Annotated in this window: 25 protein-coding genes; 11 read left to right on the top strand and 14 right to left on the bottom strand. The window is 67.2% G+C overall.

Translation table 11 applies throughout. The features are described from left to right. Nucleotides 1-101 precede the first annotated feature (101 nt). From QTH86_RS00705 to QTH86_RS00695, 3 genes are read right to left on the bottom strand one after another with little or no spacing between them, the layout of a single operon-like run. Nucleotides 102-1,457, bottom strand: a complete 1,356-nt coding sequence (locus QTH86_RS00705) for an ATP-binding protein (protein ID WP_286646576.1) — start codon at nt 1,455-1,457, stop codon at nt 102-104. Then, nucleotides 1,454-2,113, bottom strand: coding sequence for a response regulator (locus QTH86_RS00700; protein WP_286646577.1), 660 nt, complete (start codon nt 2,111-2,113; stop codon nt 1,454-1,456). Before QTH86_RS00700 ends, QTH86_RS00705 begins: the two co-directional genes overlap by 4 nt. A gap of 13 nt (nt 2,114-2,126) precedes the next feature. Next, a complete protein-coding gene (locus QTH86_RS00695) occupies nt 2,127-2,897 on the bottom strand; it encodes an IclR family transcriptional regulator domain-containing protein (RefSeq protein WP_286646578.1) in 771 nt (256 codons plus the stop codon). Nucleotides 2,898-3,033: 136 nt separating this feature from the next. Between QTH86_RS00695 and pobA the strand changes: the two genes are divergently transcribed. Continuing rightward, on the top strand, nt 3,034-4,215 hold the full coding sequence (pobA, locus tag QTH86_RS00690) for a 4-hydroxybenzoate 3-monooxygenase (RefSeq protein ID WP_286646579.1): 1,182 nt from the start codon (nt 3,034-3,036) through the stop codon (nt 4,213-4,215). Here the strand turns inward: pobA and QTH86_RS00685 are convergent. From QTH86_RS00685 to tagF, 3 genes are all read right to left on the bottom strand, one after another. Then, nucleotides 4,212-6,545, bottom strand: coding sequence for a xanthine dehydrogenase family protein molybdopterin-binding subunit (locus QTH86_RS00685; protein ID WP_286646580.1), 2,334 nt, complete (start codon nt 6,543-6,545; stop codon nt 4,212-4,214). The genes pobA and QTH86_RS00685 overlap by 4 nt on opposite strands. A 122-nt stretch (nt 6,546-6,667) precedes the next feature. After that, nucleotides 6,668-7,165 carry an FHA domain-containing protein gene (locus QTH86_RS00680; RefSeq protein WP_286646581.1) on the bottom strand — a complete coding sequence of 166 codons (498 nt, stop codon included), beginning with the start codon at nt 7,163-7,165 and terminating at the stop codon, nt 6,668-6,670. Continuing rightward, nucleotides 7,162-7,908 carry a type VI secretion system-associated protein TagF gene (gene tagF, locus QTH86_RS00675; protein ID WP_286646582.1) on the bottom strand — a complete coding sequence of 249 codons (747 nt, stop codon included), beginning with the start codon at nt 7,906-7,908 and terminating at the stop codon, nt 7,162-7,164. The genes QTH86_RS00680 and tagF overlap by 4 nt, the downstream gene beginning before the upstream one ends. A gap of 343 nt (nt 7,909-8,251) precedes the next feature. On the opposite strand from tagF, the gene aat reads away from it, so the two are divergent. Genes aat through QTH86_RS00660 form a run of 3 tightly spaced genes read left to right on the top strand, consistent with a single transcriptional unit; the run spans nt 8,252 to nt 10,574 of the window. Continuing rightward, entirely contained in the window at nt 8,252-9,004 is a 753-nt protein-coding gene (aat, locus tag QTH86_RS00670) for a leucyl/phenylalanyl-tRNA--protein transferase (RefSeq protein ID WP_286646583.1), read from the top strand. Continuing rightward, complete coding sequence (locus tag QTH86_RS00665; protein WP_286646584.1) at nt 9,001-9,747, top strand: arginyltransferase; 747 nt, start codon at nt 9,001-9,003, stop codon at nt 9,745-9,747. The genes aat and QTH86_RS00665 overlap by 4 nt, the downstream gene beginning before the upstream one ends. A 32-nt stretch (nt 9,748-9,779) precedes the next feature. Next, on the top strand, nt 9,780-10,574 hold the full coding sequence (locus QTH86_RS00660) for an IclR family transcriptional regulator (protein WP_286646585.1): 795 nt from the start codon (nt 9,780-9,782) through the stop codon (nt 10,572-10,574). Between the two features lie 24 nt (nt 10,575-10,598). Here QTH86_RS00660 and QTH86_RS00655 read toward each other — a convergent pair whose 3' ends face one another. The 7 genes from QTH86_RS00655 to QTH86_RS00625 all read right to left on the bottom strand — a co-directional run bounded on the left by QTH86_RS00655 (nt 10,599) and on the right by QTH86_RS00625 (nt 19,701). Continuing rightward, the gene (locus QTH86_RS00655) at nt 10,599-11,756 is read right to left on the bottom strand and encodes a serine hydrolase (protein WP_286646586.1); all 1,158 of its coding nucleotides are present in this window, start codon (nt 11,754-11,756) and stop codon (nt 10,599-10,601) included. A gap of 115 nt (nt 11,757-11,871) precedes the next feature. Beyond that, entirely contained in the window at nt 11,872-13,410 is a 1,539-nt protein-coding gene (locus tag QTH86_RS00650) for a 2-isopropylmalate synthase (RefSeq protein WP_286646587.1), read from the bottom strand. A 36-nt stretch (nt 13,411-13,446) separates the two neighbouring features. After that, entirely contained in the window at nt 13,447-15,150 is a 1,704-nt protein-coding gene (leuA, locus tag QTH86_RS00645) for a 2-isopropylmalate synthase (RefSeq protein ID WP_286646588.1), read from the bottom strand. Nucleotides 15,151-15,327: 177 nt separating this feature from the next. Beyond that, nucleotides 15,328-16,152 carry a CDP-diacylglycerol--serine O-phosphatidyltransferase gene (pssA, locus tag QTH86_RS00640; RefSeq protein ID WP_286646589.1) on the bottom strand — a complete coding sequence of 275 codons (825 nt, stop codon included), beginning with the start codon at nt 16,150-16,152 and terminating at the stop codon, nt 15,328-15,330. A gap of 86 nt (nt 16,153-16,238) precedes the next feature. After that, nucleotides 16,239-17,342 carry a ketol-acid reductoisomerase gene (ilvC, locus tag QTH86_RS00635; RefSeq protein ID WP_286646590.1) on the bottom strand — a complete coding sequence of 368 codons (1,104 nt, stop codon included), beginning with the start codon at nt 17,340-17,342 and terminating at the stop codon, nt 16,239-16,241. After that, nucleotides 17,299-17,790 (bottom strand): acetolactate synthase small subunit, encoded by a 492-nt coding sequence (ilvN, locus tag QTH86_RS00630; protein WP_262076813.1) that lies wholly within the window; start codon nt 17,788-17,790, stop codon nt 17,299-17,301. Before ilvN ends, ilvC begins: the two co-directional genes overlap by 44 nt. 135 nt (nt 17,791-17,925) lie before the next feature. After that, nucleotides 17,926-19,701 (bottom strand): acetolactate synthase 3 catalytic subunit, encoded by a 1,776-nt coding sequence (locus QTH86_RS00625; protein WP_286646591.1) that lies wholly within the window; start codon nt 19,699-19,701, stop codon nt 17,926-17,928. 282 nt (nt 19,702-19,983) lie between these two features. On the opposite strand from QTH86_RS00625, the gene QTH86_RS00620 reads away from it, so the two are divergent. From QTH86_RS00620 to QTH86_RS00595, 6 genes are read left to right on the top strand one after another with little or no spacing between them, the layout of a single operon-like run. After that, nucleotides 19,984-20,547 carry an RNA polymerase sigma factor gene (locus QTH86_RS00620; protein ID WP_286646592.1) on the top strand — a complete coding sequence of 188 codons (564 nt, stop codon included), beginning with the start codon at nt 19,984-19,986 and terminating at the stop codon, nt 20,545-20,547. Then, nucleotides 20,544-20,963, top strand: coding sequence for a DUF3619 family protein (locus tag QTH86_RS00615; protein ID WP_286646593.1), 420 nt, complete (start codon nt 20,544-20,546; stop codon nt 20,961-20,963). The genes QTH86_RS00620 and QTH86_RS00615 overlap by 4 nt, the downstream gene beginning before the upstream one ends. A gap of 49 nt (nt 20,964-21,012) precedes the next feature. Then, nucleotides 21,013-21,750, top strand: a complete 738-nt coding sequence (locus QTH86_RS00610; protein WP_286646594.1) for a DUF3106 domain-containing protein — start codon at nt 21,013-21,015, stop codon at nt 21,748-21,750. Between the two features lie 16 nt (nt 21,751-21,766). Further along, entirely contained in the window at nt 21,767-22,312 is a 546-nt protein-coding gene (locus QTH86_RS00605) for an RDD family protein (RefSeq protein WP_444813535.1), read from the top strand. Then, the gene (locus tag QTH86_RS00600; protein WP_286646595.1) at nt 22,309-22,710 is read left to right on the top strand and encodes a diacylglycerol kinase; all 402 of its coding nucleotides are present in this window, start codon (nt 22,309-22,311) and stop codon (nt 22,708-22,710) included. The genes QTH86_RS00605 and QTH86_RS00600 overlap by 4 nt, the downstream gene beginning before the upstream one ends. Before the next feature lie 37 nt (nt 22,711-22,747). Beyond that, nucleotides 22,748-23,338, top strand: a complete 591-nt coding sequence (locus tag QTH86_RS00595; RefSeq protein WP_286646596.1) for an LOG family protein — start codon at nt 22,748-22,750, stop codon at nt 23,336-23,338. Nucleotides 23,339-23,347: 9 nt separating this feature from the next. Here the strand turns inward: QTH86_RS00595 and QTH86_RS00590 are convergent, their stop codons facing one another. Further along, entirely contained in the window at nt 23,348-23,686 is a 339-nt protein-coding gene (locus tag QTH86_RS00590; protein ID WP_286646597.1) for a P-II family nitrogen regulator, read from the bottom strand. A gap of 176 nt (nt 23,687-23,862) precedes the next feature. On the opposite strand from QTH86_RS00590, the gene QTH86_RS00585 reads away from it, so the two are divergent. Next, the gene (locus QTH86_RS00585; protein WP_286646598.1) at nt 23,863-24,804 is read left to right on the top strand and encodes a DMT family transporter; all 942 of its coding nucleotides are present in this window, start codon (nt 23,863-23,865) and stop codon (nt 24,802-24,804) included. The last annotated feature ends 5 nt before the right edge of the window (nt 24,805-24,809 follow it).

Genomic DNA, 24,809 nt, shown 5'->3' with positions numbered 1-24,809 from the left:
TCCTTTCGAGGGTGTGGGATGAAACACGATGGAAAGGAATGTGCGCGCCCAGACTTAGGCAACGCTTAAGCATGCGGCGCCGTGCCGCATGCCGCGGCGGTTCAGCGGCCGCGGGGAAAGCGCACGACGACGCGCAGGCCGCCGAGCCGTTCCGACGCGCCCAGCACGACAGTGGCGCCGTGCAGGTCCGCGATCGACTTGACGATCGCCAGGCCCAGGCCGCTGCCGGGCGCCTGCGCCATCTGCGCCTGGCCGGCGCGGTAGAAGCGGTCGAGCACGCGTTCGCGTTCTTCGACCGGCAGGCCGGGGCCGCTGTCGTCCACCTGCAGCTCGACCCCACTGTCGTCAGCGGCAATGCGCAGGTCGACGCGACCGCCCTCGGGCGTGTACTTCACGGCGTTGTCCAGCAGGTTGCGCAGCAGCATGCGCAGCGCCTCGGGGTGGCCCTGCACGACGGCCGCATCGGCCTGGTCGAGCCCGATGTCGATGCGCCGCGCCTGCGCCGCCGCCACCACGTCGGAGATGGCCAGCCGCGCGAGCGCGGGCAGGTCGACAGCCTCCGCCGCCGCGCCCGCCGCCACGCTGGCCTCGTGTCGCGCGAGCGCGAGCATCTGCTCGACCAGCTTGGTCGCGCGGTCGATGCCGGCCGCGAGCCGGCCTGTGGCCAGCGTGCGCGTGGCCTCGTCGTTCGCGCGCTGCAGTCCCTGCACCTGCAGCTTGAGCGCCGCGAGCGGCGATCGCAATTCGTGCGCGGCATCGGCCACGAAATGCTTCTGCGCGTCGAAGGCGTGGCGCACGCGCTCGAACAACAGGTTGAGTTCCTGCACCAGCGGGCGCACCTCGTCGGGCAGGCCCTCCTCGCCGACCGGCGACAGGTCGTCGGCCTGGCGCGCGGCCACCTGGCGCCGCACCCGTGCCACCGGTGCGAGCGAACGGCTGACGACCCACCACACGACCAGCATCAGGATCGGCGCCATCAAGGCCACCGGCATGACCGTGCGCACCGCCAGCGCGCGCGCCATCTGCCGGCGCACCGCCATGTCCTGCGCCACCTGGATCACCAGGCTGCGCGTCTGCATCGAGAACACGCGGTAGGTGGTGCCGCGCGCACGCACGTCGGCGAAGCCCAGCACCGCGATCTGCGGCAGCGCGGCCTGCTCGGCCGACTCGAAGATGCGCACGCCGTCGGCCGTCCACACCTGCACCACGAACTCGAAGTTCTGCTCCGCTCCGCCGATGCCACCGACCGCAGAACTCGGCGGCAGGCCAGAACGCAGCGACAGCGCCATCTGCTGCATGTGGTAGTCGAAGATCTCGTCGGCTTCCTTGAGCACGGTGCGGTAGGCGACGAAGGCCTGCGCGCCCGCGGCGAGCACGATGGCGGCCAGCAGGAACAGCAGCAGGCGCGCGCGCAGCGAGCCAAAAAGCGACGACGGCGAGGTCGGCACGAAGCTCATGCCTTGGGAACCATGTAGCCCACGCCCCGCACGTTGCGGATGAAGTCGGCCCCCAGTTTCTTGCGCAGGCCGTGGATGTACACCTCGACCGCGTTGCTGCTGATCTCGTCCTTCCAGCTGTAGAGCTTCTCTTCGATCTGCGCACGCGACAGCACCAGGCCGGGTCGGGCGATGAGCGGCTCGAGCACCGCCCATTCGCGCGCCGAGAGGATCACCGGCTGGCCATTGACCGACGCTTCGCGCGTGCCGGGGTTGATGCTCACGCCCAGGTGCTCGTAGACCGGCTCGGCGCGGCCCGCAGCGCGGCGCAGCAGGGCGCGGATGCGCGCGAGCAGTTCGTCGAGGTCGTAGGGCTTGAGCACATAGTCGTCGGCCCCGGCGTCGAGCCCCTCGATGCGCTGCTGCACCGAATCGCGCGCGGTGGCGATCAGCACCGGCATGCGCTGCTTGCGCGCCCGCAGGCCGCGCAGCACCTCGAGGCCGTCGCGCTTGGGCACGCCCAGGTCAAGCAGCACCAGGTCGTACTGCTGGGCGCGCAAGGCACTCTCGGCGGCCTCGCCATCCTTCACCCAGTCGACGGCGTATTGCTCGGCCCGCAGCAGGTCGAGCACGGCTTCGCCGATCATCACGTCGTCTTCGAGCAGCAGCAGTCGCATGAGGGTCTTCCGGTCAGAGCAGGGCGCGCACTTCGCGCGCCGCCTCGTACAGCAGCGGCAGCAGGTCGCGGCGCAGGGCGTCGTCGCTGCGGTGCGCGCCGGACAGCACGACATTGAGCGCCGCGACCGTGCGCCCGCGCATGTCGCGCAGCGGCACGGCGAGCGCCTGCACGCCGAGCTCGTGTTCTTCGTTCGCAATGCAGTGGTCGTCCTTGCGCACCTGCGCCAGGCATCGCCGCAGCACGGTGGTCTGCGTCACGGTGTGCGGGGTGAGCCGCGCCAGCGTGCGACCCTTGAGCCAGTGTGCGAGTTCCGCACTGCTCAGCGCGGAGAGCAGCATGCGACCGGTCGACGTGGCATGCGCCGGCAGGCGCGCACCCAGGTGCAGGCCGTAGGCCAGCACGCGCGTGGGCGCGCCGAAGGCCACGCTGCGCGCGACGATCACCGCTTCTTCGCCGTCGAGCACGACGGCCGAGAAGGACTCCTGCGTCTGTGCCGCCAGGCGGTTGAGCGTGGGTTGCAGTGCCCGCGGCAGGCGCGACGAGGCGAGGTAGCTGCCCGAGAAGCGCAGCACCTTGGGCGACATCCAGAACGAACTGCCATCGGTGTCGAGATAGCCCAGATGCGCGAGCGTGAGCAGGTGGCGCCGCGCCGCCGCGCGGGTGAGGCCGGCGCGCTCGGCGGCCTGCGTGGCGTTCAGGCGCTGCCGCTCGGTGTCGAAGCTCTCGAGCACCGCCATGCCCTTGGCGATGCCTTCGATGAAGTCGGGTTTGGCGATGGTCATGGGTGGCAACCGGTTGCTGCGCGATCATCGCACAGCCGTTCGGCGCATCGCACACTGGCGCTTTGCGCGACGATGACCCACCTGCCGCGCGCCCTACGCTGTCACGGCGAGTTCGCGAGTTTCAGGAGACAACCCCATGCGCACCCAAGTTGCCATCATCGGTGCCGGCCCGGCGGGCCTGCTGCTGGGCCAGTTGCTGCACGAGGCCGGCATCGACAATGTGATCGTCGAGCGACAGAGCGCCGACTATGTATTAGGGCGCATCCGCGCCGGCGTGCTCGAGCAGGTCACGATGGACCTGCTGGCCCAGGCCCGCGTCGATGCGCGCGCGCAGGCCGAAGGCCTGCCCCACGACGGCATCGAGCTGCTGTTCCAGGGGGCGCGCCACCGCATCGACCTGCACGGCCTGACCGACGGCCGTCGCGTGACGGTGTACGGCCAGACCGAGGTGACACGCGACCTGATGGCGGCCCGCGAAGCTGCGGGCCTGCACACCTTCTACAACGCAGACCGCGTCGCACTGCACGACTTCGACAGCGCGCAACCACGCGTCGACTTCGTGCAGGACGGCGTCGCGCGGACCATCGACTGCGACTTCATCGCCGGCTGCGACGGCTTCCACGGCGTGAGCCGCGCCAGCGTGCCGCCGGCAGCGCTGCAGCTTTACGAGAAGGTCTACCCCTTCGGCTGGCTGGGCGTGTTGGCCGATGTGCCGCCGGTGTCGCACGAACTGATCTATGCCAACACGGCGCGCGGCTTCGCGCTGTGCAGCATGCGCAGCACGACGCGCAGCCGCTACTACGTGCAGGTGCCGGTCGATGAACGCGTCGAGCGCTGGAGCGACGAGGCCTTCTGGAACGAGCTGCGCGTGCGCCTCGACTCCGAAGCGCGCGAACGCCTGGTGACGGGACCGTCGCTGGAAAAAAGCATTGCTCCCCTGCGCAGCTTCGTGGCCGAGCCGCTGCGCTTCGGCAGCCTCTTCCTGGCCGGCGACGCGGCGCACATCGTGCCGCCGACCGGCGCCAAGGGTCTGAACCTGGCGGCCGCCGACGTGGGGTACCTGTCGCGCGCGCTGGAGATCTTCTACCGCGAACGCTCGCCGTCGGCGCTCGACCGCTACTCCGACCTGTGCCTGCGCCGCGTGTGGAAGGCCGAGCGCTTCTCGTGGTGGTTCACCTCGCTGATGCACCGCTTTCCGGACACCGGCGAGTTCGGCCAGAAGATCCAGGAGGCCGAACTCGACTACCTGGTGCATTCGCCGGCCGCCTCGACGGCGCTGGCCGAGAACTACGTCGGCCTGCCGCTGGAAGACTTCTAGGCCTGCAGCGCCTGCCAGACGCGCGCCGAACTCAACGGCATCTGCAGCTTCGGCGCCTGCGCGGCCAGGCCGGCACGCGCGAAGGCGTCGGCCACCGCGTTGACGACGGCGGGCGTCGCGCCGATGGTGCCGAGCTCACCGACGCCCTTGACGCCCAGCGGGTTGTTCTTGCAGGGCGTGGACTCGTCCATCTCGGTGCGGAACATCACCTCCGACACCTCGGCGCGCGGCACCGCATAGTCCATCAGGCTGCCGGTCACCGGCTGGCCGGTTTCGCTGTCGTACACCACGCGCTCGTACAGCGCCTGGCCGATGCCCTGCACCGCGCCGCCGTCCAGCTGGCCGCGCACGATCATCGGGTTGACCACGCGGCCGACATCATTGACCGAGCTGTACGCCACGACGGTCACCTCGCCGGTCGGGGCGTCGATCTCGACCTCACAGATGTGGCAGCCGTTCGGCCAGGTCGGGCCGCTCACGGTGCTGGTCGAGTCGACGAAGATCTGGCCGTCGGGCTGCTTGCCGGCCAGCTCGAACAGGCCGAGCTTCAGGTCGGTGCCGGCCACCGTGAAGCTGCCGTTGGCGTAGCGCACGTCTTCGGCGGCGGCTTCGAACTCCTTGGCCGCCAGCTGGCGCGCATGGTCGACGGTGCGCTCGGCCCCGATGCTCATGGCCGAACCGCCGGTGAAGAGCGAGCGCGAGCCGGCGCTGCCGAAGCCGTCGCCGCGGTCGGTGTCGCCCAGAATCACACGCACCTTCTCGATCGGCACGCCGAAGACGTCGACGGCCAGCTGCGCCAGTGAGGTGGCGATGCCCTGCCCCATCGCGTTCACGGCGGAGAAGACCTCGATGAAGCCGTCGGGCTTGACGGCCACGGTGACGCGTTCCTCGAAGACGTTGCCGCCGGTCCATTCGAGGAAGGTCGCGATGCCGAGGCCGCGCAGCTTGCCTTCTGCCTTCGACTGCGCTGCCCGCGTCTCGAAGCCCGACCAGTCGGCCAGCGCCAGCCCCTGGTCCATCACCTTCTCGAACTGGCCGGTGTCGTACACCTGCTTCATCGGGTTGGTGTAGGGCATCTGTTCGGGCCGGATGAAGTTGCGGCGACGCAGTTCGACGCGGTCGATGCCGATCTGGCGGGCCGCCTCGTCCATCAGGCGTTCCATCATGAAGATGGCTTCGGGCCGGCCGGCCCCGCGGTAGGCACCGGTCGGCGCGCAGTTGGTGAGCACCGCCTGGAAATGGAAATCGACCGTCTGGATGTCGTAGACGCTGGTCTGCACCCAGGGGCCGATCAGCAGCTGGATCGCGACGCCGGTACCGGTCGCGTAGGCGCCGACGTTGGCCAGCGAATGGATGCGCAGCGCCAGGATCTTGCCGTCGGCATCGAGCGCGAGTTCGGCATGCGACGCGACGTCGCGACCGTGCGCGGAGGAGAGGAATTCCTCGCTGCGGTCGGCCACCCACTTGACGGGCCGCTGGAGCACATGCGCGCAGTACGCGACGGCGATGTCTTCCGGGTAGGCGCCGGTCTTCATGCCGAAGCCGCCGCCGACATCGCCGACCACCACGCGCACCTGTTCCTTCGGCAGGCCGATGGCATCGCACACCGAGTTGCGCACACCCGAAGGCATCTGCGTGCTCATGCGGATGCTGAGCCGGCCCGTGCCCTCCTCGATGTCGGCCAGCACCACGCGCGGCTCGATGGTGAGCGCCACCACGCGCTGGTTGACGATGTCGAGCGCGACCACGTGCCTGGCCTGCGCGAAGGCCGCGGTCGTGGCCTCGACGCTGCCGTGGCGCGCTTCGGCGGCGATGTTGCCGGGCGCCTCGTCGAGGATCTGCGGGGCGCCCGGGGCAGCCGCTGCCGCGAGGTCGACCACCATCGGCAGTTCTTCATAGTCCACGAACACGGCCTCGGCCGCGTTGCGCGCCTGCTCGACCGTTTCGGCCACCACCGCGACCACCGGCTCGCCCACGAAGCGCACGCGTTCGTGCGCCAGCGCGCGCCGCGGCGGCGATACGCCGGGCCCGCCGTCCGGCCGCTTGAAGCCCGCGGTGCCGGGCATCGGCTTGACGCCCGCCTCATCCAGGTCCGCACCGCTCAGGATGCCGACGACGCCCGGCATCTCGAGCGCAGCCGACGCATCGACCGAGACGATGCGCGCATGCGGGTACGGCGAGCGGACGAAGACCAGGTGCGTGAGCCCCGCCGGCTGCACGTCGTCCGTGTAGCGGCCGGCGCCGGACAAGAGGGCTTGGTCTTCCAGCCGGCGGACGGCCTGCCCGCTGCCGAAACGAAGGGGATCGGGGGATGTTGTGTCGTGGTCCACGCGAGAGTCCTGCTAGACGCGCGCACCGGCCGGGTCGGCCATGGCACAGCGCGGGAGGTTGTCGAGCGGCCACTATACGGGTTGACCGCCGACGCTGCAGCGGCCGACGCGACACGCCATCGCTACCAGGTGGAATCCGGCGGACGGGCTCGCTGCCGCAGGTCGAATTCGGCGACGCTCTCATCCGCAGCAGGAGGCAGAGGATCGCGCTCGTCCAAACGCACCCATGGTGGCGGGGCGGCCTCGGCGGTGCCGTGGCCGGGACCGTGCATGGCGTCGACCTCGAAGCGCAGCAGCCCGAGCTCGAGCACGTCGCCATCGAACAGCGCCGGCCGCTTGCCCACGCCAATGCGCTGGCCGTTCAGCGCACAGACCCATGAACGGCTCTGATTGCTGAGCATCCATTGACCGTCGATCCGCGCAATGAAGCATCGGTCGGCGTCTTCGCTATCGACGGGACTCAGCGGCGGCCCCCCCAGATTCAACGCCGCCGCCAGGCCGGCGCCTTCCGGCGGAATGGCGAAGGCGCCGGAGCGTGGCAACCCGCGGCTGCGGACCAGCCGCAGCACCAGCGGCTGTCCGCCGGATGCATCGTCCTTGCCGCTCTGCCGTGACGTCACGACAACCCGCCCCACAGCGTATCGAGGCGATCCGACGCATTCACATAGCGGCCACGGGAGTCCTGCTGCCAGAAGGCGCATTCACCCGGCATATGGCGAAGCCGTTGCGGCCAGTCGGTCCAGGGCAGGTGGCGCACCCCCCGGAACCGACGCCCGGGGTCGTCCTGCCGCACCGGACCGGCCATCCGGTCCAGCAAGGCCTGCACCCGGACGCGTGTCGGCGCGGGCACACCATGACGGCCGGAGGTTGCGATTTCAAGCCAGGTCGGCGCGTGCAGGCGCCAGAGCGCGTTGACCATCCGCTCCAGGGTACGAATGTCCGCAGCATCGCGCAGGCTCCCATGGCGGGTGACGGTACGGGCCAGCCAGAAGAACCAGTCGTTCGGCTCGCGTGCCTGGCGCCGGAAGTGACACGCGACCCAGCGCGGATGGGCCTCGTGGTAGATCACGAGCGGGTAGGGTCGGCCGAACCGATCGGACGAGGCCGCCACGACACCGACGACGAAACGATGCGGCGCAAAGGGCAAGGCCCCGGGGGCGAGGACGAAGGCTGTGGGCAAGGCCCGCGCGTCCTCGGCGCCATCGCCATCGACGACACCCTCGCCCTGCGCCTCGAGCCATGCACGCCAGGCCTCGCGGTGCGACGTACTCAAGCCGCTGCCGACGAAATCGGCATGCGCGGGCAGCTTGCCCCAGATGGCGGGCGGCGTGATCGACGACGCGGCGAGCAGTCGCTGCAGCATGGCCGACTCTTCACGCGCGGCGCCTGCAGGGCGTCGCGGCACACGGGCTGACAAGGTATCCCGCTACGGTTCCATTTCGCATGGTCACTTTTCCCCTGAGTCGTTCTTGTGCCGCTATTCTTGCGCGGCCTACCGGCGCCGCGGGTGCCGCCGAGCCGCTGGACAGCGATGAGCCTTCCGCAACCGGCCATTTCGTGAAGAAGTCCTCCTGAAGGCATCACCCTCAAACGTCAGAATGCTTGTCACATCGTCGACAGACTGTTAACGCAACACCCTTGTCTTACCTTTTGTTTTTTCGGCCTCTCCGGCGCTCCGTCGGACAGCGCTCGCCAGAGTTTTCGCCATGAATCTGCCCTGGCTTGCACCCGGTGACCCGTTGCCGACCCCGGTCGAGGCCTGGGGCGCCCACGACCCCGTACCGGGCCTGCTGGCCGCCGGTGGCGCGCTCGATGTGCCCACCCTGCTCGACGCTTATCGCCACGCGATCTTTCCCTGGTTCAGCGACGACCAGCCGATCCTGTGGTGGAGCCCCGACCCGCGGATGACGCTGGCGCCGGCATCGTTCCGGCTGCACCGGTCGCTGCGCAAGGTGCTGCAGACCTTCCGCAACGACGCGCGCTGCGAAATCCGCGTCGACCACAGCTTCGACACCGTAATCCGCGCCTGCTCGGCCGCACCGCGCGAAGGGCAGTCGGGCACCTGGATCGTGCCGGCCATGGTCGAGGCCTACGGCGCGCTGCACCGGGCCGGCCATGCGCACAGTGTCGAGACGTGGGTCGACGGCGAGCTGGTCGGCGGGCTCTATTGCGTGGCGATCGGGCGCGCCGTGTTCGGCGAGTCGATGTTCGCGCGCCGTACCGATGCCTCGAAGATCGCGCTGGCAGCGCTGGTGTGCCTGTGCCGCCGCCATGGCGTGCAGCTGATCGACTGCCAGCAGAACACCGCCCACCTCGCGAGCCTGGGCGCCAGCGAGATGCCGCGCGAGCGCTTCGTCGAGCACGTTGCACGGGCGCGCGAAGCGCCTGGCCTTTCATGGCATTTCGAGCCCGTATACTGGACTGAACTCCTGCCTGCGCGACCTTCTTCGACGACGTGACGCACCTCAAGGAACTCCCGCTCCACACGTTGCAGTTCTATGCAACGGCGCCCTATCCCTGCAGCTACCTGCCGGACCGGCAGGCGCGCTCGCAGGTCGCGACGCCGAGCCACCTGATCCACAACGACGCCTACTCCGACCTGGTACGCAACGGCTTCCGGCGCAGCGGGATGTTCACGTACCGTCCCTACTGCGACGGTTGCAGCGCCTGCGTGCCGTTGCGCGTGCGGGTCCACGACTTCCAGCCCACCCGCAGCCAGCGCCGCGCCATGAAGCAGCACGCCGACCTGCAGGTGCGGGTGCTCAAGCTGTGCTTCATGCCCGAGCACTACCAGCTGTACCTGCGCTACCAGAATGGCCGCCATGCCGGCGGCGGCATGGACCACGACAGCATCGACCAGTACACCCAGTTCCTGCTGCAGAGCCGGGTGAACTCGCGCCTGGTCGAATTCCGCGAAACGCTGCCCGACGGCGGCGCCGGCGCCCTCAAGATGGTGTCGATCCTCGACGTGCTCGACGACGGCATCTCGGCGGTCTACACCTTCTACGAGCCGGAGGAAGGCACCGCCTACGGCAACCACGGCGTGCTGTGGCAGATCGCGCAGGCGCGCCAGCTCGGCCTGCCCTACGTCTACCTCGGCTACTGGATCGAGGCCAGCCCCAAGATGAACTACAAGGCGCGCTACGCGCCGCACGAACTGCTGATCGACGGGCGCTGGCAGACTCCCGATTTCACAAGGTAAAATCGCAGCCCGGACATCACCGCGTTGCGCCCATGAGAAAACCACAATCAGACGTCCCTGCCACGCCGGTCATTCAGGTCATCGAGCGCATGTTCTCGCTGATCGACGTGCTGGCTTCGCGCGAGGAAGCGATCTCCCTCAAGGAGATCAGCGAGAAGACCGGCCTGCACCCCTCCACCACGCACCGGATCCTGAATGATCTGGCGGTCGGCCGCTTCGTCGACCGGCCGGAAGCGGGCAGCTACCGGTTGGGCATGCGTCTGCTGGAACTGGGCAACCTCGTGAAGGGGCGCCTGAACGTGCGCGACGCCGCATTGGCACCGATGCGCGAACTGCACAAGCTGACACAGCAACCGGTGAACCTCAGCATGCGCCAGGGCGACGAGATCGTGTACATCGAGCGCGCCTACAGCGAACGCTCGGGCATGCAGGTGGTGCGTGCCATCGGCGGGCGGGCCCCCCTGCACCTGACGTCGACCGGCAAGCTCTTTCTCGCCGCCGACGATCCGCAACGCGTGCGCAGCTATGCCACCCGCACCGGCCTCGCCGGCCACACGCGCAACAGCATCACGCAGTTGCCGATGCTGGAACGGGAGCTCGCGAAGGCGCGCCAGTACGGCATCGCGCGCGACAACGAGGAACTGGAATTGGGGGTACGGTGCATGGCTGCCGGCATCTACGACGACCAGAGCAAGCTGGTGGCCGGCCTGTCGATCTCTGCACCGGCCGATCGGCTGGACGAAGGCTGGCTGCCCAAGCTACAGGCGACCGCCAGCGAGATTTCCAGCGCGTTGGGATACAACCAGAGCGCTCCAACCGCCGGCTGAAGCGCGACCGACCGACCGCCGAGGTCAGTCGCCGGCGGCGTGCTGCGAAGCGGCCTGCAGCGTCGGCGACATCAGGTGCGAAGCCTCCACCCAGCGGCGCACGCGCTCGGCGTCGGCGATCCGGCTGAACTTGCCGGCGGAATCCAGGAACACCATGATCACCTTGCGGCCCGCGATACGGGCCTGCATCACGAGGCACTGGCCGGCTTCGGAGATGTAGCCGGTCTTCTGCAGGCCGATCTGCCAGTCCGGGCTCTTCACGAGCCGGTTGGTGGTGTTGTACTGCAGCACCCGGTTGCCGACCTCGACCTGGTAGGCCGGCGAAGTCGACAGCTCACGCACGGTCGCGTTGCCCGAAGCGGCATTCACCAGCAGCGCCAGGTCCTGCGCGCTGGACTGGTTCTGGCTCGACAGGCCGGTGGGCTCGACATAGCGCGTGTCCTTCATGCCGAGCAGCTTGGCCTTGGCGTTCATCATGCTGACGAAGGTGGCCAGCCCGCCCGGAAAGGTGCGGCCCAGCGCGTGGGCAGCGCGGTTCTCGCTCGACATCAGGGCCAGGTGCAGCAGTTCGCCGCGCGACAGCGTGGCGCCGATGCGCAGGCGCGAGCTGCTGCCCTTCTCGGTATCGACGTCGTCCTGCGTGATGGTCAGCAGTTCGTCCATCGGCAGTTGCGCTTCGCTGATCAGCAGGCCCGTCATCAGCTTGGTGAGCGAAGCGATGGGCAGCACGGCATGGTCGTTCTTGCTGAACAGCACTTCGCGCGTGTCCTGGTCGATGACCAGTGCCGCACTCGATTTCAGGTCGAGCGCATCGTCGGTGCTGTGCAGGCCGGCCATTTGCCCGTAGGACAGGCGAGCGGGTTGCTCCACGCGGACCACCGAGCGGCGCTGGACCGCAACGACGGTCTTGCCACCGCTCTTGCGGATGGTGGCGACGACATTCCTGCCACCGCGCACGCTTTTCTCTGTCTTGTCTGCCCTGGAGGCGCGCTGCGCGACCGGCGCGGTCTTGCGCTTGGCGTCCGCGGCGGGCTGGCTCTTCTTGGCGGCCACGGGCCGCTTGGCACTGGCGGCATGGGCGGTCGGGGCGATGAAGGCCACGGCGCACAGCGTGGCGGCGATCAGACGGAGAGCTTGGCGGACCCGCTGGGGCGAAACTCGGTAAGGACGGGCCTCAGGCATTCAGAACTCTCCAGCGGCGTAAAAGGTGTCCGCAGTGTATCGAAATCAAAAAAAGCACGCAATAACAGTTACTTGCGGGCCTTTCTTCATTCGAAGCAAAAAGGATCGCCCGAAACTAGCCTTGTGCGGCCACTCTCTCAGCTTGGCTCTGTAACTTGTTGAGCGCACTCAAATAAGCCTTGGCAGACGCCACCACGATGTCGGGGTCGGCCCCGACGCCGTTCACGACGCGGCCGGCGTTCTGCAAGCGTACCGTGACTTCGCCCTGACTTTCGGTCGATCCGCTGATGGCATTGACCGAATAGAGCACCATTTCGGCGCCACTTCGCACGTGAGACTCGATCGCCTTCAGCGACGCGTCCACCGGGCCGTTGCCGTCCGATTCGCCCGTGACCTCCTGGCCCTGCACGGTGAACACGACACGCGCCTGAGGCCGCTCGCCGGTTTCGCTGTGCTGCGACAAGGATACAAATCCAAACAAGTCACCAACGCTTGCGCCCTCCTCGTCGCTGACAAGCGCCAGGATGTCCTCGTCGAAAATCTCGCTCTTTCTGTCGGCGAGCTCCTTGAAGCGGGCGAAGGCGGTGTTGATGTCCGCTTCGCTCTGCATGCTCACCCCCAGCTCCAGCAGCCGCTGCTTGAAGGCATTGCGGCCGCTCAGCTTGCCCAGCACGATCTTGTTGTTGGCCCAGCCCACGTCCTCGGCCCGCATGATCTCGTAGGTGTCGCGCGCCTTGAGCACGCCGTCCTGGTGGATGCCGGAGGCATGGGCGAAGGCGTTGGCCCCCACCACCGCCTTGTTCGGCTGCACCACGAAGCCGGTGGTCTGGCTCACCATCCGGCTCGCGGCCAGGATGTGCTGCGTGTCGATGCCCAGGTCGAGCCCGAAGTAATCCTTGCGGGTCTTCACGGCCATCACGACCTCTTCGAGCGAGCAGTTGCCCGCGCGCTCGCCCAGGCCGTTGATGGTGCACTCGACCTGGCGCGCGCCGCCGATCTTCACACCGGCCAGTGAATTCGCCACCGCCATGCCCAGGTCGTTGTGGCAATGCACCGACCAGATCGCCTTGTCGCTGTTCGGGATGCGCTCGCGCAGCGTCCGGATGAAGTTGCCGTAGAGCTCGGGGATCGCATAGCCGACGGTGTCGGGCACGTTAATGGTCGTCGCGCCTTCGCTGATGACCGCCTCGAGCACGCGGCAGAGGAAATCCATGTCGCTGCGGTAGCCGTCTTCCGGGCTGAACTCGACGTCGGCCACCTGGTTGCGCGCAAAGCGCACCGCCAGCTTCGCCTGCTCGAACACCTCGTCGGGCGACATCCGCAGCTTCTTCTCCATGTGCAGCGGCGAGGTCGCGATGAAGGTGTGGATGCGCCCGCGGGCCGCCCCCTTGAGCGCCTCGGCGGCGCGCGAGATGTCCCGGTCGTTGGCGCGCGAGAGGCCGCAGATGGTCGAGTCCTTGATGGTATTCGCGATCAGCTTCACCGCCTCGAAATCGCCGTTCGAGCTCGCCGGGAACCCGGCCTCTATCACATCGACCCGCAGCCGCTCCAGCTGTTTGGCGATGCGCAGCTTCTCGTCCTTGGTCATGGACGCGCCAGGCGATTGCTCGCCGTCGCGCAGGGTGGTGTCGAAAATGATCAGCTTGTCGGTCATCGGGGGTCCTTGTCTTCTTTCTGTGGCCGGGGCGGCTCAGGCCGCGACCGTGTCGGATTGTGCGCTGGGTGCGTTGCGCGCCCGGGCACGTGCCAGCCCCGAGACGATCGCCTTGAGCGAGGCCGACACGATGTTGGGGTCGATGCCCACGCCGAACAGCGTGTGCCGGTCGTCGACCCGCAATTCAAGATAGGCCACGGCCTGTGCATCGGCGCCGGCACCGATGGCGTGCTGGTGGTAGTCGATCACACGGATCGCATGGCCGGTGCTTTCCGCCAGCGCCTGGATGAAGGCGTCGATGGGGCCGTTTCCACGCCCTTCGATGCGGCGAATCTCGCCGCCCCAGGGCAGGTCGCCGCGCAACACCACCGACGCAGCGGCGCCTTCGCCCTCTTCCTCGATCACGCGGTGCTGCAGGGCCTGCACGGTCTTGAGGCCATACTCGCGTTCGAACAGGGCGTAGAGATCGGCCGCGGTCAGTTCCTTGCCGGCAACGTCCATCACGCGCTGCACCGCCTGCATGAATTCCATCTGCAGCCGGCGCGGCATCTCGATGCCGTATTCGCTCTCGAGCAGGTAGGCCATGCCGCCCTTGCCCGACTGGCTGTTCACGCGGATCACCGCTTCGTAGCTGCGGCCCACATCCTTCGGGTCGATCGGCAGATAGGGCATGTCCCAGAGGTCATCGTCCTTGCGCGCAGCGAAGGCCTTCTTGATGGCATCCTGGTGCGAGCCCGAGAACGAGGTGTAGACGAGGTCGCCCACGTACGGGTGCCGCGGATGCACCGGGATCTGGTTGCACTGTTCGACGACGACGCGGATCTCGTCGATGTTGGAGAAGTCGAGTTCGGGCGACACGCCTTGCGTGTAGAGATTGAGCGCGATGTTCACCAGGTCGAGGTTGCCGGTGCGCTCGCCGTTGCCGAAGAGGCAGCCCTCGAGCCGGTCGGCGCCGGCCATCAGGGCGAACTCGCCGGCCGCCGTGCCGGTGCCGCGGTCGTTGTGCGGGTGGACCGACAGCACGATCGCATCGCGCCGCGCCAGGTGGCGATGCATCCACTCGATCATGTCGGCGAAGATGTTCGGCGTGGAATGCTCGACGGTCGACGGCAGGTTGACGATGCACTTGTGCTCGGGTGTCGGCTGCCAGACCTCGGTGACCGCATCAACCACGCGCTTGGAGAAGGCGAGGTCGGTGCCGGAGAACATCTCGGGCGAATACTGGAAGGTCCACTGCGTCTCGGGCTGCTTCGCCGCGCATTCGTTGAACATGCGCGCATGCGTGGTGGCGAGTTCGACGATCTGGTCTTCGTCCATGCCGAGCACCACGCGGCGCATGATGGGTGCGACCGCGTTGTAGAGATGGACGATGGCGCGCGGCGCGCCCTGAAGCGACTCGAAGGTGCGCGTGATGAGGTGGTCGCGCGCCTGCGTCAGCACCTGGATCGTCACATCGTCCGGGATGCGGTCTTCCTCGATGAGCTTTCGCACGAAGTCGAACTCGACCTGCGATGCGGACGGGAAACCGACCTCGATCTCCTTGAAGCCAATGGCCACCAGCGTCTCGAACATGCGCATCTTGCGAGCGATGTCCATCGGCTCGACCAGCGCCTGGTTGCCGTCACGCAGGTCCGTCGACAGCCAGATCGGTGCCTTCGTCAGCACGGCGTCGGGCCAGGTGCGATCCTTCAGGCCGATCGGTGCGAATGCGCGGTACTTGGCTTGCGGTTGCTTCAACATGACGATTCTTTCGGTGGTAGGTGGACCACCAGCAACCCCAAACAAAACGGCCCGTTGCTGGTGCGAACGGGCCGTGGTGAGGGATGCGCGTGCGCTACCGTCTCCGCCCGAAGGGGATGAGTAGTAGGGCCAGCGAAATCTTGTTCATGAGAATTGCGAATGTAGCACAGGCCGCGCTCAGTTGTGCAAGCCGCGCTCGTCCGGCTCGTCGGTGGAAATACTGATCACGCTCACCGGCTGCCCCTTGGCCTTGCGCCAGGCATACACCACGTAGCCGCTCAGCCCGTAGGCCACGAACACGCCGAACAGCACCGTCGGCGGATGGATGTTGATGACCGCGATGCCCAGTGCGATGAGCACGATCGCCGCGAACGGCACGCTCTTCTTCATCTGGATGTCCTTGAAGCTGTAGAACGGCGCGTTGGTCACCATCGACAGCCCCGAGTACAGGGTGAAGGCGAAGGTGATCCAGGTGATCTGGGTCCACGAGAGGTACAGCACCTCGCCGCCGCGCTTGCCCCATTCGGTCATGAGCCAGATGAAACCGGCCACCAGCGCCGCCGCCGCGGGCGACGGCAGGCCCTGGAACCAGCGCTTGTCGACCACGCCCGTGTTGACGTTGAAGCGCGCGAGGCGCAGCGCTGCGCAGGCGCAGTAGACGAAGGCGGCGATCCAGCCCCACCGCCCCAGGCCCTTGAGCGACCATTCGTACGCAATGAGCGCTGGCGCGGCCCCGAAGGACACCATGTCCGACAGCGAATCCATCTGCTCGCCGAACGCGCTCTGCGTGTTGGTCATGCGTGCCACGCGCCCGTCCAGGCTGTCGAGCACCATGGCCGCGAAGACGCCCAGCGCGGCGAGGTCGAAGCGCGCATTCATCGCCATCACGATCGAATAGAAGCCGCCGAACAGCGCGGCCAGCGTGAAAAGGTTGGGCAGGACGTAGATGCCCTTGCGGCGCTTGCGTGGCTGGATCTCGTCGGGAAGGGTGTCGTCGTGCATTTGTCGGCAGTTTAGTTCAGGCCCCAGCTGCGCCCGGAAAGAAAAAGGCCACCGCGAACGGTGGCCTTCGAGACGGCAGATGCCGATCAGTTCTTGGTCTGGTCGACCAGCTTGTTCTTCATGATCCAGGGCATCATCTTGCGCAGCTGCGCACCGACCACCTCGATCTGGTGCTCGGCGTTGATGCGACGACGGCTGATCAGCGCCGGCTGGCCTGCAGCGGCTTCCAGCACGAAGCTCTTGGCGTATTCGCCGGTCTGGATGTCCTTGAGCACCTGCTTCATGACCTTCTTGGTCTCTTCGGTCACGATGCGCGGGCCGGTGACGTACTCGCCGTACTCGGCGTTGTTCGAGATCGAGTAGTTCATGTTGGCGATGCCGCCTTCATAGATCAGGTCGACGATCAGCTTCAGTTCGTGCAGGCATTCGAAGTACGCCATCTCGGGCGCGTAGCCGGCTTCCACCAGCGTTTCGAAGCCGGCCTTGATCAGCTCGACCGTGCCGCCGCACAGCACCGCCTGTTCGCCGAACAGGTCGGTCTCGGTTTCTTCGCGGAAGTTCGTTTCGATGATGCCGGCCTTGCCGCCGCCGTTGGCGGTGGCGTAGCTCAGGGCCAGGTCGCGGGCCTTGCCGGTCTTGTCCTGGTGCACGGCCACGAGGTGGGGGACGCCGCCGCCTTGCGTGTAGGTGCTGCGCACGGTGTGGCCCGGGGCCTTGGGAGCGACCATCCACACGTCGAGGTCGGCGCGCGGCTGCACGAAGCCGTAGTGCACGTTGAAGCCGTGCGCGAAGACGAGCGAAGCGCCTTCCTTGATGTTCGGTGCCACGTCGTTCTTGTAGACGGCGGCGATCTGCTCGTCGGGCAGCAGGATCATGACCACGTCGGCCGACTTCACGGCGTCTGCGACTTCCGCGACCTTCAGGCCGGCCTTCTCGACCTTGGGCCAGGACGCACCGCCCTTGCGCAGGCCGACCACGACCTTCACGCCGCTGTCGTTCAGATTCTGGGCGTGCGCATGGCCTTGCGAGCCGTAGCCGATGATCGCGACGGTCTTGCCCTTGATCAGGCTCAGGTCCGCGTCCTTGTCGTAATAAACCTTCATGATTGCTCCTTCGTTGACTCGTTGGTGGGTGTGAACTGAAAAACTAGACGCGCAGGATGCGCTCGCCGCGACCGATGCCGCTGGCACCCGTGCGGACGGTTTCGAGAATGGCGCTGCGATCGATGGCTTCGAGGAAAGCGTCGTTCTTGCCGTGGTCGCCGGTGAGCTCGATGGTGTAGCTCTTGTCGGTCACGTCGATGATGCGGCCGCGGAAGATCTCCGCCATGCGCATCATCTCCTCGCGTTCCTTGCCGACCGCGCGCACCTTCACCATCATGAGCTCGCGCTCGGTGTAGGAACCCTCGGTCAGGTCGACGACCTTGACCACTTCGATCAGGCGGTTCAGGTGCTTGGTGATCTGCTCGATCACGTCGTCGGAGCCGGCCGTCACGATGGTCATGCGAGAGAGGCTCGGGTCCTCGGTCGGCGCCACGGTCAGCGATTCGATGTTGTAGCCACGGGCCGAGAACAGGCCCACCACGCGCGACAGCGCGCCGGGCTCGTTTTCCAGCAGGACAGCGATGATGTGTTTCATGTGTGCGAACTCCTCTTTTCGCCGCCCTCCCCCGCGCACGGTAATGCGCGGGCTCGGCGGGCAATAGATTCGTCGATTAAAAGTTGAAACCCGGTCCTTCGGACACGGGGACTTGTGGCTTCGCTCTCGCTCGCGCTAGAGGTCTTCGGAACCCAGCAGCATCTCGGTGATGCCCGCCCCCGCCTTGACCATCGGGAACACGTTCTCGGTCGGGTCGGTGCGAAAGTCCATGAACACCGTCCGGTCCTTGAGCTTGCGCGCCTCGCGCAGCGCGGGCTCCACGTCCTGCGGCCGCTCGATCAGCATGCCGACGTGGCCGTAGGCCTCGGCCAGCTTCACGAAGTTGGGCAGCGCGTCCATGTAGCTGTGGCTGTAGCGGCCGGAGTACTCGATCTCCTGCCACTGGCGCACCATGCCCAGGTAGCGGTTGTTCAGTGCGCAGATCTTAATCGGCGTGTTGTACTGCAGGCAGGTCGACAGTTCCTGGATGCACATCTGCACCGAGCCCTCGCCGGTGATGGTGAACACCTCCGACTCCGGCTTGGCCAGCTTGATGCCCATCGCATACGGAATGCCCACGCCCATGGTGCCCAGGCCGCCCGAGTTGATCCAGCGGCGCGGCTCGTCGAAGCGGTAGTACTGCGCGGCCCACATCTGGTGCTGGCCGACGTCCGACGTGATGTAGGCATCGGCGTCCTTGGTCATATTCCAGAGCGTCTCGACCACGTACTGCGGCTTGATCACGTCCGTGTTGCCGCGGTCGTAGGCCAGGCAGTCCTTGCTGCGCCAGGTTTCGATGGTCTTCCACCAGTCGGCCAGCGCACCGGCATCGGGCTTCTGCGAGGCCTCGCGGACCATCGAGATCAGCTCGGTCAGCACGTCCTTGACGTCGCCGACGATCGGGATATCGACCTTCACCCGCTTGGAAATGCTCGACGGGTCGATGTCGATATGGATGATCTTGCGTTCGTTCTGGGCGAAGTGCTTCGGATTGCCGATCACGCGGTCGTCGAAACGCGCGCCCACGGCCAGCAGCACGTCGCAGTTCTGCATCGCGTTGTTGGCCTCGATGGTGCCGTGCATGCCCAGCATGCCGAGGAACTTTCGGTCGCTCGCCGGGTAGGCGCCCAGGCCCATCAGCGTGTTGGTGACCGGGTAGCCGAGCATGTCGACCAGCGCGCGCAGTTCGTTCGTCGCGTTGCCCAGCAGCACGCCGCCGCCGGTGTAGATGTACGGCCGCTTGGCATTGAGCAGCAATTGCAACGCCTTGCGGATCTGCCCGCCGTGGCCCTTGCGCACCGGGTTGTACGAGCGCATCTCGACCTTGTCGGGATAGCCGGTGTACGTGATCTTCTTGAACGAAACGTCCTTCGGCACGTCGACCACCACCGGACCGGGCCGACCGGTGCGCGCGATGTGGAAGGCCTTCTTCATGGTCATCGCCAGATCCTTGGGATCCTTGACGAGGAAGTTGTGCTTGACGATCGGTCGCGTGATGCCGACCGTGTCGCATTCCTGGAACGCATCCAGTCCGATGGCCGCCGTCGGGACCTGGCCCGAGATGATCACCATCGGGATCGAGTCCATGTAGGCCGTCGCGATGCCGGTGACCGCATTGGTCAGCCCGGGACCGGAAGTGACCAGTGCCACGCCGACTTCGCCAGTGGCCCGCGCGAAGCCATCCGCTGCGTGCACGGCCGCCTGTTCGTGGCGTACCAGCACATGCTGGATGGTGTTCTGCTTGTAGAGCGCGTCGTAGATGTAGAGCACCGCGCCACCGGGGTACCCCCAGACGTACTCGACGCCTTCGGCCTGGAGTGCCTTGATCAGCACCTCCGCGCCCATGAGTTCTTGCGATTGTCCGCCGGCAGCTGCAGCCGCGGAAGCGATCTCCGCCTTGGAGATTTCCATGATGAACCTTTCGAGTTTTCGGGAACGAAAAACCTTGGGTGCCCCTTGCCAGCCCTTGTGAGACCGCGTCGGGACTTGAGGCCAAAGCCATGAACGGACTGATGTTCCGCCGGACCTTGACCCGTTTGCCTGTGTGAATTGCAGGGCGGATTATGGCATCCCCGGCCCGCCGGTCGTGGTGGGCACACCACGGAAAGGGCCGATGCGATAATCGGGGCCGACAAGAAAGAACCCTCCCCACGGGGGGAAGCCCCCCTTCTGGCGCCCGATGCGCCCCTGTCCTTGGCCACCGAAAAAGAACTGTCAGATTTCCTGAAAAGTGTGGAACGACGTGCCTTCAAGCGCTCGGTCTACCACGTGCGGGACGAGGAAGCGGCGCTCGACATCGTGCAGGACAGCATGATGAAGCTGGCCGAGCACTACGGCGACAAGCCGGCCAACGAGTTGCCGATGCTGTTCCAGCGCATCCTCTCGAACTGCACGCTCGACTGGTTCCGGCGGCAGAAGACGCGCCGCGCCCTGTTTTCCAACATGAGCGACTTCGAGTCCGCCGACGACGGTGATTTCGACCTCCTCGAGAACTTTGTCTCGCCCACCGACTCACTGGAAACGGAGAGCGCGGAGGACACCACGCGACGTGCCCAGGTCTTCCACGAAATCGAAGAACAGATCGCGGCTTTGCCGGGCCGTCAACGCGAGGCTTTCCTGATGCGTTACTGGGAGGAAATGGACGTCGCCGAGACCGCGGCCGCCATGGGCTGCTCGGAAGGCAGCGTCAAGACCCATTGCTCGCGCGCGGTCCATGCGCTGAGCAAAGCGCTCAAGGCCAAGGGAATTTCACTATGAACCGCTCGATTTCTACCGTCAACGACGCCGCGGAGGCGCGATTCGGCCACCGTGTGGCCGCACGCCTGTCCGCCGGGACCGATGCGATGCCGCATGACATCAGCGAGCGCCTGCGCGTGGCGCGCGCCCAGGCCGTGGCCCGCCGCAAACAGACCGACCGTCCAGCGGCCGTGGTGGTCGGTGCGGGTGGCGCTGCCGTGCTCGGGAGCGTCTGGTGGAACCGATTCGGTGCCGTTCTTCCGCTGGTGGCCCTGGTGGTCGGGCTCGTCAGCATCAGCGTCTGGCAGGAGGATCAACGCTTCAAGGAGCTGGCAGAGGTCGACTCCGCCCTTCTCACCGACGACCTGCCACCTGCCGCCTACACCGACCCGGGGTTCGCGCAATTCCTCAAGGCCGAAGGCAGCCCGAGCCGCTGATGCGCCCTTTTCTCCAAATCACGCCGATATCCCGCCCCGCTCCGCCTGCATGACGTCCGACCGTGCCTCCGCTGCCCATTGCGCCTCGCTGCTGCGACCGTCTCGCACGCGCAGCGCAGCGTGGCTGACGGGCACGGTGCTGTGGGTGGCCGCGGCCGGTTGGATGGGGCAGGTGCAGGCTCAGGCACCATCGAGCGCACCGGCGCCAGCGGCCTCCTCGGTCAAACCCCTGGCCAAGCCCCTCTGGCGCGACCTGAGTGCCAAGCAGCAGCAGGCGCTGCAACCGCTGGCCGCCGAGTGGGATGCGCTGAGCGAGGGCCACAAACGCAAATGGCTCACCCTGTCGCGCAACCACGCCAAGCTGTCGCCCACCGAAAGGGCGACGCTGCACAGCCGCATGACGGAATGGACGGCCCTGAGCCGGCAGCAGCGCGATCAGGCGCGCTTCAACTTCGCCGAAGTCAAGCAGGTGCCGGCGGACGAGCGCAAGGCAAAGTGGGAGGCGTACCAAGCCCTCTCGCCCGAGGAGAAGCGTCGCCTGGCCGAAAGCGCCGCGCCGCGCCCGCCCGGCGCGGCCGGCACGATCCGGCCGGTACCCGCCCAGAAGCTGGTGCCGCTTCCGACCGAGGCCACCAAGGGACAGCACAGTGCGCGCATCCAGCTGGCGCCGCCAGCCGAAGCCGTGGCGCCAGCGCCTATGATCGCGACACCTTCGGCCTCCGTCGAAGCGCCGGCCCCGACGCCCGTCATGTCGCCGCCGGCACCCGTGGTCCCGCCCCTGCCCTGATTCCCCTGTTGCGTCGATGAATCCGAGTTCCCCTGCCGCCGCGCGCTCCGGCGGGCCGGCCAGCGCGCCGGCGATGCAGACGCCCGGGCTGTGGCGCCGCATGGCCTGCTGGCTCTACGAAGGCATGCTGCTGTTCGCGGTGGTCTTCGTGGCGGGTTGGCTGTTCAGCACGCTCGGCCAGATGCGCGACGCCATGGATTCGCGCCGGCACCTGCTCCAGGCCTTTCTCTTCGTGGTGTTCGGCGTGTATTTCGTCTGGTTCTGGGCCAAGGGCCAGACACTGGCGATGAAGACCTGGAACATCCGCATCGTCGACCGCGCCGGCGCCCCCATCACGCAGGGCCGGGCCCTGGCGCGCTACCTGCTGAGCTGGGTCTGGTTCCTGCCGCCGCTCGCAGCCATCGCGCCGTTCAAGTTGTCAGGGCCCGAGTCCGCCTTGCTCATCGGCGGCTGGGTGGTGGTGTGGGCGCTGCTGGCGCGTTTCCATCCCCGCCAGCAGTTCTGGCACGACGCCTGGGCTGGCACGCAGCTCATCACGTCGCGCCCGATGAGCCGCCGATGAGCACCCCGGCCCCCGTCAACCCGCAGAAGGCACGGCGCGGCATGGCCCGCGTCTGGCACGCCGCGCTCATCTCGCTGGACGGCTTCCGCGCCGGCTGGAAGGAAGCCGCCTTCCGCCAGGAGGTGGCCTGCGCCGTCGTCATGCTGCCGGCAGCCTTCTGGGTCGGGCGCAGCTGGGTCGAGACCGCGCTGCTGGCGGCCCTGGTGGTGCTGGTGCTGATCGTCGAGCTGCTCAACAGCGGCATCGAAGCGGCCATCGACCGCATCGGCCCCGAATGGCACAGCTTTTCCAAGACGGCCAAGGACCTGGGCAGTGCCGCGGTGTTGCTGTCGATCCTGCTGTGCAGCGCCGTCTGGCTGGCCGCGCTCTGGCAACGCTTCGCGGCCGCCACCCCCTGAACGGCATGCGTCACGCAGCCACGGCATGATTGACCCCATGACTCCTGCTTTCTCGATTTGCGTCTATTGCGGCTCCCGACCCGGTGAGCGCCCCGAATTTACCCACGTGGCCGAAGCCGTCGGCCGATGGATCGGCGAACGCCGCGGCCAACTGGTCTACGGCGGCGGCCGCACCGGCCTGATGGGCACCGTGGCCGAGGCCACGCGCCAGGCCGGCGGCCGCGTGGTCGGCATCATCCCCAAGGCCCTGGTCGACAAGGAGCTCGCCAACACGCTGTGCGACGAGTTGCACATCGTCGACACGATGCACGAACGCAAGGCCATGATGGGCGAACGGGCCGACGCCTTCCTCGCGATGGCGGGCGGCATCGGCACCTTCGAGGAACTGTTCGAGATCTGGACCTGGCGCCAGCTGGGCTACCACGACAAGCCGGTCGGCATCCTCAACAGCGCCGGCTACTACGACGGCCTGCTCGCCTTCCTGGCGAACTGCGTGCGCGAGGGGCTCATGGGCGACTGGCAGATGGGGCTGATCCGCAGCGGCACCGAGACCGCCCCGCTGCTCGAAGCGCTGATCGACGAAGCCGGCCGCCACAGCGGCAGGGACCGCCTCGCCGAAGTGCTCTGAGCCGGGCGCTCAGACGGCCGATTCGCCCTCTTCGCCGGTGCGGATGCGCACCACGCGCTCGACTTCGGTGACGAAGATCTTGCCGTCGCCGATCTTGCCGGTGCGTGCGGCGTTGACGATCGCCTCGACACAGCGCTCGACCTCGCCCTCGTTGACCACCACCTCGATCTTCATCTTCGGCAGAAAGTCCACCACGTACTCCGCGCCGCGGTAGAGCTCGGTGTGGCCCTTCTGCCGGCCGAAGCCCTTGACCTCGGTCACCGTGAGGCCGGACACGCCGACTTCCGCCAGCGCCTCGCGCACGTCGTCGAGCTTGAAAGGTTTGACGATGACAGTGATGAGTTTCATGGGCTTGTCTTCCTGCGGTTTCGTTGAATCGATTGTTCGATAGCGTAACGCCAATAGCGGCGCGCGCCACGTCTCTCGACGCGAATACCCCGGCGCGCCCCCGGGGCGGCGCACCGCCTTTGTGCGATGCCCTCCAGCGGAGCACGCACGCGTGCAGACTGGTACGCTCACCCGCGATGCGCGCTAGTTTCTCCGGTACCTCCTCCGTTCTCGGCTCCTGCTTCCACTGGGTCAACAGCCAGGCCTACGTCCTGCTCGTCTTCACCATGCTGACCTGGGGTGCGAACGCCGTGGCGGCGCGCCTGGCGGTCGGCGAGATCCCGCCGATGCTGCTGACCTGCCTGCGCTGGAGCGTCTGCTGCGCCGCGCTGGCCTTGACGTCGCGTGCGCAGATCGCGACGCACTGGCGCAGCCTGCTGCCGCGCTGGCGCTCCATCCTTCTGATGGGCGCGCTCGGCTTCACGGGCTTCAACGCGCTGTTCTACGCCGCCGCACACCACACCACGGCGATCAACATCGCGATCATCCAGGGCACCATTCCGGTGCTCGTGCTGATTGGCAGCCTGTTCCTCTACCGCACCCGCATCACGGGTCTTCAGATCGTCGGCGCGGTGCTGACCATGGGCGGCATCGCGGTCGTCGCCTCGCAGGGCGAACTCGCCCGGCTGGCGGCGCTGGAGTTCAACGTCGGCGACGTCTGGATCGTCATCGCCTGCGTGCTGTACGCCGGCTTCGCGCTCGGCCTGCGGCAGCGCCCTGCTGTGCCGGCCATCGTGTTCTTCGCGGCGCTGGCCGCCGTCGCCGCCGTCGTCTCGCTCCCCTTCGTCGCCGTGGAGATCGCGATGGGGCAGTCCTACCTGCCGAGCGCCAAGGGCTGGCTGCTGGTGCTCTTCATCGGGCTGCTGCCCTCCTTCATCTCGCAACTGACCTTCATGCAGGGCGTGGCGCTGATCGGGCCGGCGCGGGCGGGGATGTTCATGAACCTGGTGCCGATCTTCGGCCCGCTGCTCGCCGTGCTGGTGCTGGGCGAGCCGCTGTCGGCGTACCACGCCGTCGCGCTGGCACTCGTGCTGGGCGGCATCTACATCGCCGAATACCTCGGCGCGCGAAAGCATTGAGGCGT

Source organism: Variovorax sp. J2L1-78 (assembly GCF_030317205.1).
Classification (GTDB): Bacteria; Pseudomonadota; Gammaproteobacteria; order Burkholderiales; family Burkholderiaceae_C; genus Variovorax; species Variovorax arabinosiphilus.
The sequence above is the reverse complement of the archived record's forward strand: the minus strand, read 5'-3'. Positions and strand labels throughout refer to the sequence as shown.